8 protein-coding genes are annotated in these 9,314 nt (G+C 69.4%); 3 read left to right on the forward strand and 5 right to left on the reverse strand.

Annotation, left to right across the window (positions count from 1 at the left end; translation table 11 throughout):
• Positions 1–252: 252 nt before the first annotated feature.
• From ACFWX1_RS29085 to ACFWX1_RS29100, 4 genes are all read right to left on the reverse strand, one after another.
• Positions 253–1,272: a copper resistance D family protein gene (locus ACFWX1_RS29085; RefSeq protein ID WP_378392631.1), complete on the reverse strand. Its 1,020-nt coding sequence runs from the start codon at positions 1,270–1,272 to the stop codon at positions 253–255.
• Positions 1,269–1,826 (reverse strand): copper resistance protein CopC, encoded by a 558-nt coding sequence (locus tag ACFWX1_RS29090; RefSeq protein ID WP_378392633.1) that lies wholly within the window; start codon positions 1,824–1,826, stop codon positions 1,269–1,271. The genes ACFWX1_RS29085 and ACFWX1_RS29090 overlap by 4 nt, the downstream gene beginning before the upstream one ends.
• A gap of 382 nt (positions 1,827–2,208) precedes the next feature.
• The gene (locus ACFWX1_RS29095; RefSeq protein ID WP_378392635.1) at positions 2,209–2,850 is read right to left on the reverse strand and encodes a LuxR C-terminal-related transcriptional regulator; all 642 of its coding nucleotides are present in this window, start codon (positions 2,848–2,850) and stop codon (positions 2,209–2,211) included.
• 619 nt (positions 2,851–3,469) lie between these two features.
• Positions 3,470–3,781: a hypothetical protein gene (locus ACFWX1_RS29100; protein ID WP_378392637.1), complete on the reverse strand. Its 312-nt coding sequence runs from the start codon at positions 3,779–3,781 to the stop codon at positions 3,470–3,472.
• A gap of 7 nt (positions 3,782–3,788) precedes the next feature.
• Between ACFWX1_RS29100 and ACFWX1_RS29105 the strand changes: the two genes are divergently transcribed.
• Both ACFWX1_RS29105 and ACFWX1_RS29110 read left to right on the forward strand, forming a co-directional pair.
• The gene (locus tag ACFWX1_RS29105; protein WP_378392639.1) at positions 3,789–4,562 is read left to right on the forward strand and encodes a hypothetical protein; all 774 of its coding nucleotides are present in this window, start codon (positions 3,789–3,791) and stop codon (positions 4,560–4,562) included.
• 318 nt (positions 4,563–4,880) lie between these two features.
• Positions 4,881–7,457: a hypothetical protein gene (locus ACFWX1_RS29110; protein ID WP_378392641.1), complete on the forward strand. Its 2,577-nt coding sequence runs from the start codon at positions 4,881–4,883 to the stop codon at positions 7,455–7,457.
• A 57-nt stretch (positions 7,458–7,514) separates the two neighbouring features.
• Here ACFWX1_RS29110 and ACFWX1_RS29115 read toward each other — a convergent pair whose 3' ends face one another.
• The gene (locus ACFWX1_RS29115) at positions 7,515–8,516 is read right to left on the reverse strand and encodes a hypothetical protein (RefSeq protein WP_378392643.1); all 1,002 of its coding nucleotides are present in this window, start codon (positions 8,514–8,516) and stop codon (positions 7,515–7,517) included.
• 79 nt (positions 8,517–8,595) lie between these two features.
• Here ACFWX1_RS29115 and ACFWX1_RS29120 point away from each other — a divergent pair, with 79 nt between their 5' ends.
• Positions 8,596–9,192: a hypothetical protein gene (locus ACFWX1_RS29120; protein WP_378392645.1), complete on the forward strand. Its 597-nt coding sequence runs from the start codon at positions 8,596–8,598 to the stop codon at positions 9,190–9,192.
• The last annotated feature ends 122 nt before the right edge of the window (positions 9,193–9,314 follow it).

The raw sequence follows: 9,314 nt of genomic DNA on the forward strand, positions 1-9,314 counted from the left end.
GATCAACGCCTTCGCCATCACGTTCGGTGACCGCTGGCCGGGAGCCGAAACCTACTGATCAACAACGCCGGAAACACCGATCATGGGATAGACCCGCGACAAGATCGAATTCGCACCTGAACGGCCGTCGGCGGTGACGTGGCGCGGGTGGAGGTGGCCGTCACGCTGCTGATCGCGGTGATCGTGGTCGCGGTGGTGCTGTAGTCCCTGTTCCACAACGGCGGCGGGTACCGGAGCAGACACTGGCGTCGGTTACGCGACCGGGGCGTGGGTGAGCACCACGGCGAAGCCGAACGCCACGCCCATCACGGTCAGCTCCAAAGCCGCCCAACGCAGCAGCGCGGTCGGTTTGCGCTGGATGATCGCCGGCAGCAGCCGGAACCGGATGTTGCCGCCCAGCGCGGCCAGCCCGAGCAGGCACAGCACTTTGCCGGCCACCAGCCGGCCGTAGCCGGTGCCGAACAGCCCGCTGATCAGATCCCGCCCCGGCGGGGTGAGCACCACTTCGGCGATGCCGTTGACCAATCCGGTGGCGGCCACCACGACCAGGCACACCGTGGCCAGCTTGGAGAACCGCGGCAGCACGTCGGCGAGCAGCGCGCGGTTGCCGGCGACCAGCGCGATCACCGCGAACAGCCCGCCGGTCCACGCGGTCGCGCCGAGTACGTGCAGTTCCATCGACACCATGGCCAGGTCGTGCCAGCGCCAGTCCATGGCGTGCCCGGTCACCGGCAGCGGCAGCAGCGCGAGCAGCGACACCGCGGCGCGCAGTTCGGCCGGCAGCGACTCGCCGATGCGCAGCGCCAGCCCGGTGCACACCAGCGCACTGACGATCACCACCAGCAACGCCTTGCCCGCGCCGAGTTCGCTGATGTAGCTGCCGATCGCGGCGAACGACACGTTGCGCCCCGGATGCAGCTGCGCGGTCTGCAGCACCAGCAAGACCAGCGTGCAGGTCGCCCACACCAGCGAGCTTGCCGCGGCCCACACCCGGCTGCGGGCCAGCACCGGCTCGGCCGGCTCGGGCCGGTCGGCACCGATCAGCAGCGGCAGCACGCACAACCCGACGGTGATCAACCCGGACAAGTCCAGCAGCACCCGCACGATCGGCAGGCCGGCCTCGATCACCACGCCCGGATCCGGCAGACCGGGAGCCGGCCGGGCCGCGACGATCGCGGTGCCGAGCAGCACCCCGGCGATGCCCGCCGCGATGAGCAGCGCGGTCAGCCGGACCCGGGACGAGGTGATCAGGGGCGGCCCGCCGACGGTCACCGCTTCTTGCCGATCCGCAATGCGAGGGTCAGCCCGATGCCGAGCAGCACCGCGGCGCCGAGAATCCACGCCCAAACCGGCAGGCCCTTGCCGCCCGGCTCGCCGGGGGTGGCGACGGCCGGCTGCTGCGCATTGGTGGCTGTGGCCGGGGCGCCGTTGCCCGTTTTGCTCAGCGTGAAGGTGATCGAGCCGTCGCCCGGGTGGCCGTCCGCAGACACGATCCGGTAATCGACGGTGTACACGCCGGGGGCACCCAGCGGGCGCAACGGGACTGCCACCGCGTTGCCCTTCACCACCGCCGGGCCGGCCTCCCAGTGGTTGCGCTGCGCGTCGGTGACCACCACGGTGTTCAGCTCCGCGCCCTGCTGCACCGGCTCGTCGAACCTCAGCTCGATGGCAGGCGGCGAAGCGTCCACGGTGGACTTGTCCGCCGGAGTGGACCCGACCAGACTGTCATGCGCCAAGGCCGGCGTGGCCAGCCCCAGCAAGGTCAGGCCGGCCAGCACGACGGTGATCAACGCGCGTTTGACGCCCCGCTCACTCCTGCCCGCCACTGCGATTCGCCTGGCTCGCAGGACAGCGCCGACGCCGCGTCCCGGAAAATCGTGCCCGTAACTGTCCACAGCGGATACTTGGGCGCGGGACGGGATGTCTCTTTCCTGCAGGGCAACGACCGGCGCCGGGTGTTCGGGCTCCGACCGACGAGAGGTGCCCGGTTGATGAGCCAGCGGCGGCAAGCTCCCGGGGGTATCGAGATCGCTCACCATTGTCTCCTCGCTTTCGTGATGATTTCCGGTCCGATCGGACGAAGACACCCGCTACGGCAACCGGTCGGGTGACCTCCGACGACCCGGCAGGCTGTCCGGTCCAGGCCCGGCTCCCTCCGCCGGCAACGCCTCCAGGATCGAGTCACGCGGCGACACGGCCACTCGGGTGTCAGGAGAGCAAACCGGCACGAAAGCCCGCGGCGACCGCTTCGGCGCGGTCGTGGACGCCCAGTTTGCGGAAGATGCGTTTGCAATGGGTTTTGATGCTGTCTTCGGAGAGTGCGAGATCGGCGCCGATCTGCAGGTTCCTCTTGCCGTGGGCCATGCCCCAGAGGACCTGGAGCTCGCGTTCGGACAGGTGGGGAGGTTCGGCGTCGGGCAGCGCGACGTCGTGGGGTGCGGCGGCGATGGCGAGCTCGGGGTACAGGCCGTCGTATTTCTGGAGGAATCCGCCGATGCCGGGCACTAGTGTGCTGGTAGCTACGGCGACCGCGTCAGACGATCCGAACATGATCACCGAGGCGTCGGGGGCGATCGACAGCAGCCTCGCCGCGGCGGCGGGACCGGATGGCTCGCCCGGCTGGACCGCGACGAGCACCACGTCAGTAGGCGACCGCATGTACTTGCTGACGAGTTCGTCCGCGGTCGCGGCGCATTCGATGCGCCCGATTCCCGGCGCGCCCTGCAGCGATCGCGCGACCCCATGGCGCATATTCGGCCGCTGGGCATAGATCAGTATCGCCACCGCAACCGCCACTTCCAAAGATTCTTCGCGATCGCGCTCGTTTCGGGGACTGAACACGGCCTCCATGTCCCGGGAAACGAAGGTCTACTCTTTCCCTTACGCGGGATTATCAAAATGTTATCCAGCCGATCACCGCGGCGTGTTCGCCGCCGGCGAACGGGCTCGATCAGCGCCGGACGGTGCCCGATCCCGTACTCACCGCCGGTCGGATGCGGGGCACCCCCGGCCCGTTGCTTCTCTGTCGCCAACGACGCGACCTTGCCGCATCGCGCTCCTGCCAGCAACGATGATGTCGAGTTATCAAACCGTGACCACGGCGCCGAGGCGGCGCCTGACCCGCACCGCGACAAGCGGTTGACCGCCGTTATCCCAATTCACCCGATCGGGCACATACGGTTGAGTTCTCGCATTCTAATACCGACGGAGAGTGGTTCATGAGAAGGTCGGAGACTGTACTCAGTGGCGGCGACGGGTCCCGTAAGTGGCAGTTCCCTATTGCCTGGCGAGTTCTTACCATCTGCTGTCGGGGCAACCCTCGAGCAAGCCGGAAATGGTGGAGTGCGATGGTGCGGCTGCGAACGACCCACTGTGAAACGGGCACGGCGCCCGTTTCACACAGTCGTCGCGGGTGCGCCTTGCTTCGAATGGCCGGTCGTGTCGGGCCGGTTCTTTCGGAGTCATTCCGCTACCCGTGTCGAAGATCAACCGGCGAGCAGGGCGCACCGGTGAGTGTGCGCCACTCGTCACGATCGCGGCGGGCGATATGCCTTGCCGTGGTCTGCCGTGCCGTCCTGCTCGGTACGTTTGTCCTCGTCGGCTTTTTCGTGATGAACGCCTTCGAGACCTCCACCGCTGCCGCTGACACCGGATGCGGCCCGGTCGACGCGGCCACGGCTTGCCGGCTCACGAGCAGCACCGTTCCGGAAGCGGGTTCTGCCGCGCAGATCGTGCCCTCTCCGATCGCGGTGGCGACGCGCCCGGTGACGAACTCGGTCACCTCCCTCGTGAACACGACCGTGGGGCAGACCACCGCGTTGGTCGGCTCCGCCGCGCCGACGCTGGCTCCGGCGATCAAGCAGGTCGGCTCAGCGGTGCGGACGGCCACGACGGCGACCACCGCGGTCACCCAAGCCGTCGACGCCGTGGTGCGCGATACCGTCACCACGGTGAGCCGCACGCTCGACAACCCGGTCACGCACGCGCTCACCGGCACGGTCTCCGGCGCGGTGTCCACGATCGCGCCGGTCGTTTCCAGCACCGGTCTGCAGTCCCGCCTCGCGGCCCCGGGCATGGTCACGATCACGGCGATGGCGACGGTTTCGGCGGACTCAACGATGTCGTCGTCCCCCCGCCCGCAGCCCGTCCCGGACGCGCCCGGCGACGCGGATTCCGCGACGCCGCGGACAACGCCGGCGGTGGACCTGCCGGCGACGGCTGCCCCGGCGACTCCGCTCGGCGGCGACGGCGCGTCCTGCGTGCGCGGGCCGCACAGCCGGGACTCGTTCCAGCGATCGACCGCGACGGCGGCCGCAGCTGGCATCGGCTCGCAGCGCCCGGCCGACCGGCTTCCCTTTGATTTCCCGGCAGCGCCCATCGGCGCCGTCGGGCCCGGTAATGGCACTTCATCAGCAGGCTCGAACGGCGGCGACGGGCAAGGCGCGATCGTGCTGTCCGACCGGGCCGCCCGCGACGAGCGACTCGCCTGCTGGAGTGTCAACCCGGATGACGTCGCTCCGCTGCGCATGCGCGCACAGCAACCTCCGGTGTCGCCCGACTGACGTGTCGGCTGCCAATGCGATTCAACGCGTACGCGATCACCGCAAGATCACTAACTGTTGGTCGCCACGGCAAATGGTGATCACGGTGAATCGCAACGCACATTTGATCGGTAGCGACAGCAGGATCGTCGAGGGACAAGCTCGACGGCTGGCTCGCGAACTCATGGGCTGAAATCGCACGTCAGTAGTTCCCGCTGCCACTACCTCCATCAACGGCTGGTGTCCAGGGCTGTCGGCACAACAAATCCCGTTTCACAGCAGACACGTCAACCGCCGCGCCGATGTTATCGGCGGGCGCTCACGAACTGGAGCGTTTCCATGAAATTCACACGTTGGGCACGGCGCCGTCGCGCCGATGTCCCGGGCGGGCAGGCCCCCATCGGCCTTCCCCCGGCGAAACATTCGTGCTACCGCCGGTCGAACCGCGCGCTGCGCGGCGCGGCCGCGCTGTCGGTCACCGCGACCTTCGCGCTGGCCGGCCTGGTGACGACCGCCGCTGCCGCCCCGCTGGGCCTGGACGGCCTGGCCCTTTCCGGAATGGACACCACCTCACCGTCCACGAGCTCTCAGCCCGGCTCGTCGGTGAGTGTTTCCGGAATGAGCGGCACCAGCAGCACCACCGGCCAGCCCTCAACCAGCCCGCTGTCCCCGGTGACCTCGTCCACCGGGGACCTCCCGACCGCGCAGATCCCGACCGTGGGCAAGTTCCTCAGCGGCGACGTGCTCAGCGGTGGCATGTTCACCGGTGGCCTGTTCGGCGGCGAGACAAAGCAGACGTCCGTCGACCCGAACCAGTCCGGCGGCGCCCACTCGACCGGGGACACCACCCACCAGGGCGGTGGCGACGCGTGCGACTTCTTCCTGCAGCACATGTGGAAGAACGAGGACGGGATTCCGCTGCTCGGCAGCAACTCTCACGCCCTGACCTACCACACCGACCCGTCGTACAAGAACCTGATCCTGTCGATGGCCAGCGGCGCGATCGGGAACTCGCAGATGCCGGTCGTCGACATCTACGGCGGACCGCTGGGCTGGATCCCGATCTTCAACCCCTCGCACGTGCGGGGCCACGGCACCGACTACCTCACGATGGCGACGGGATGCGGCGGCATGGGCCTGCCCATCAACACCAAGACCATGGCCATCGACATGTCCCGGCTGCCGACGCCGGACAAGGTCGTCAACTTCGTCCAGAAAGGGATGCCGAGCATTCCCGACCCGGCGAAGGTCCTCAAGCCGGACTACCTGTACAACACCCTCCAGGTCGCCGAGATCATGAACCGGCTCGGCCCCAACACGGTGTTCACCCCGGACGAGTACTTGTCCTTCGCGGGCAAGAACTTCGACGCGATGCGCCTGCTGTGGCAGACCGCGTTCGACAAGCTGCAAAGCGGCAACCCGACCGCGGTCCTGGACGTCCTGAAGATCACCGACAACATCAAGACGCTCCAGTCGCTCGGCCTGCCGGGCCTGCCCGGCTCGGGTGGTAACACGCTGACCGGCAACCTCCCGACCTCCGGTATGACCGGCAATCTGCCGACCTCCGGTGTGACCGGCCAGCTGCCGACCGCGAGCGTGCCGCTGATCGGTCCGCTCGTCGGGGACGTTCTTGGCAGTTCGTCGGCCAACCCGAGCACGCCGGGTACGCCGAATCCCGGTACGCCGGGTGCTCCTAACCCGGGCACACCTGGTATGCCCAATCCCGGGACGCCCAGCCCGGGCACGCCGGGGACGCCCACCCCGGGTCTGCCGAGCCTGCCGCTGCCGGGTCTCTCCGGCTCCGGTCAGCCGGGTAACTCCCCGCTTCCGGGTCTGTCCGGCGCCAGCGCGCTGCTCTCGTCGGTGACCGGTCTGCTGGGCAACGTGGCGCCGGGCTCGCAGCCGCAGCCGGTTCCGGTTCCGCAGCCAACGCCGGTGCCGCAGCCGACGCCGCAGCCCCAGCCGGTTCCGGTTCCGCAGCCCCAGCCGCAGCCGCAGCCGCAGCCAGTGCCCGTTCCGGTGCCGCAGCCGACCCCGGTTCCGCAGCCCCAGCCGTCGGCGAGCATCTCCGTCGGTACTCCGCTGGTGAACGGGAAGGCCGCGGGCACCGCCCCCGGCCCGAACGTTCCGTCGGGCAGCCCGGTCACCATCACGATTCCGGTGACCAACAACGGCAGTGTCCCGGTGTCCGGGCTCAGTGGCCGCACCTCGCTCGGCACCTTGAACTGCGGTTCGAGCCAGCTGGCACCGGGCAGCACCGCACGCTGCACGGTCACCACGACCGCGCAGCAGGGCTCGAACACCGCGCAGTTCAACTTCACGGTGTCAGGCCCGAACGGCACCCAGCAGAGCAAGGCCTGCCGGATCTACTACACCGGTACGCCCGCGGGCGCCGGCAAGCTGACGATCACCGGCAAGCCGTCGGTCAACGGCGTCATGGTTGCGCCGAACTCGACCGTGTCCGTGCCGGCCGGCAGCACGTCCACCATCAAGACGCAGGTGACCAACACCGGCACCGCGCCGATCACCGGCCTGCGGGGCAGCTCGCAGAACGGCCAGGTCACCTGCAACGACGCGACGCTCGCCCCGGGCGCCAGCACCCAGTGCACGTTCCAGTTCAACGCTGGTCCTGGCACCCAGAAGGTGCAGGCGACCTTCACGGGCAAGGACGCCGCCGGCAACACCCCGACTGTCGGGTTCTCGCAGAACTACACCACCACCGGTGCGTGCACGTGCGACCCGGCCGCCAAGGCTGCCAAGACCATGCCTGCCACGTCGGCCGCCAAGGCCACGTCGGCGGCCTCGGTCACGAAGGCTACGTCCGCCACTACGACTGCCCAGACCAGCTCGACTACCTCGACCGCCTCGCCGCTGTCCGCGCTCACCGGCGCGATCACCGGTTCGGCCACCCACTGACTGGCATCAGCTGACGACAACTGGACATCACCGAGATCACTGCTGACAGATCACTGATCAGCCCAGCAGACCTTGGAAAGGTTTTCTCATGCATACCTGGGTAAAACGGTCCATCCAGGCCGGGTTGTTCGCAGGTGGCTTCATACTCCTCGGCGTGGGTGTCGCCCACGCCGAAGAGACCACCGAGCCTTCGCGAACAAGCGACCAGGCGACCGTCACAACCGCGGGCACCAGCCCGCAGACCACCGTGACGTCGCTGGTGTCGGGACTCGTGCAGCCGCAGCAGACGGCATCAACCAGCACGACCTCGGCATCCGCCTCGACACCTACCGCGTCGATGACGACGACCGGCACCGGTTCGACCAGCTCGACCACGTCGGCGAGCAGCGGCTCGGCGACTCGGCCGGTCTCGCCCGTGGCGCGAGTCCTCGCGCCGGTCAGCTCCGCGCTGACCACGCAATCCGGCTCGTCCAGTCCGGTGACTGCGGCCACGAGCGGCGCCATGACGTTGCCGGCGGCAACGTCCTTGCCGACGCCGGTAGCGGCAACGTCCGCCGGCGGTACCGGCACAGGTGACAACACGGCGAGTGCGACCAGCCCGGTCACGCCGACTTCGGCAGACACCGGGTGTTCGTGCCCCGGCACGGGCCCGGCACCTGTTCCGACGCCGGTACCTGTTCCGGAACCAGCACCTGCTCCGGCACCCGCTCCGGTGGACACCGGCAGCGACACCGGGTGTTCGTGCCGCCTGACCGTGGGCACGCCCACGGTCAACGGCACCAACGCCGGATCACCGGACAATGCCGTGCCAGTCGCTGTCAACCAGCCGGCAACCGTGGCCGTCCCGGTCACCAACACCGGCACCAGCACTGTCGGCAACGTCAGCAGCACCACCGCCAGTGGTGCGATGACCTGCAACGCCAGCACACTGGCCGCCGGTGAAAGCACCACCTGCACCGGAACGCTCACACCGACCGCGAGCACCACCACGACACCGGTCACTGTCACCGGCACCACGGCAAACGGCGAGCAGACCAGCACCACCGGCACTGCATACATCGCCCCCACCGGCACCTCGGCACCTGTTCCGGCACCAGGCACCGGAGGTACCACCACCGGTGGGACCGCCGGTGGCATCTTGCCGGGTCTGCCGGGCGGCGTCCTCCCGGGCCTGCCGGGTGGCACTGCCGGTGGGACCGCGGGCGGCACCGTCGACCCGAACACCGGCTCCACCGCAGGCGGAAACACCAGTGGCAGCATCCCGGGCGACACCTCGGGTAGCACCCCTATTGGTGGCACCACCGCAGGCGGCGGCACCGCTGGTGTCCCGTCCAGCGGCAACACCGGCGGAACCGCCGGCACGGCTGGGCAGCTGACTGGTCACCAGACCGGTGGCTCCGTGCACGGCACGGCGGGTGCCGGCCAGGGAGTGGCCCTCGCGGCCGGCTACCCGGCCGGTAGCGATCTCGGCGGTCTCGCTTCGTCGGCGAGCGGCATTGCCGCCGAGGCCGGAGCGCACAGCGCTCCGGCGGAAGCGGCCATGCACGGGGCCGCGGCCGAGCATGTCGACGCCGGGTTCCCGGTGCCGGCCGGCGCGGTCGAGGCCGGCGGTGGCGGCACCGCTGAGGACCACCAGCCCATCAACGGCGGAATCGTCGGTGGTGGACTGGCGCTTCTGGTGATCGCTCTCCTCATGGTGACGGCGGTATCCGCGCGCCGTCGTCACCTCCGCTAGGGGGAACGGTGTGGGGTGGGGCGGGCCCCCCCCCCCCCCCCCCCCCCCCCCCCCCCCCCCGCCGCCGGCTCGGGTGTGAGGTGGGAGAGGACAGGGTGTTGGGCGGCCCCCCCCCGCCACCA

It is taken from the genome of Amycolatopsis sp. NPDC059021 (genome assembly GCF_042739895.1).
Taxonomy (GTDB): Bacteria; Actinomycetota; Actinomycetes; order Mycobacteriales; family Pseudonocardiaceae; genus Amycolatopsis.

What these genes read in the sequence shown, in the direction of transcription:
- ACFWX1_RS29095 (WP_378392635.1), bottom strand. Translation starts at nt 2,850, where the DNA reads ATGGAGGCCGTGTTCAGTCCCCGAAACGAGCGCGATCGCGAAGAATCT.
- ACFWX1_RS29115 (WP_378392643.1), bottom strand. Translation starts at nt 8,516, where the DNA reads ATGTATGCAGTGCCGGTGGTGCTGGTCTGCTCGCCGTTTGCCGTGGTG.
- ACFWX1_RS29110 (WP_378392641.1), top strand. Translation starts at nt 4,881, where the DNA reads ATGAAATTCACACGTTGGGCACGGCGCCGTCGCGCCGATGTCCCGGGC.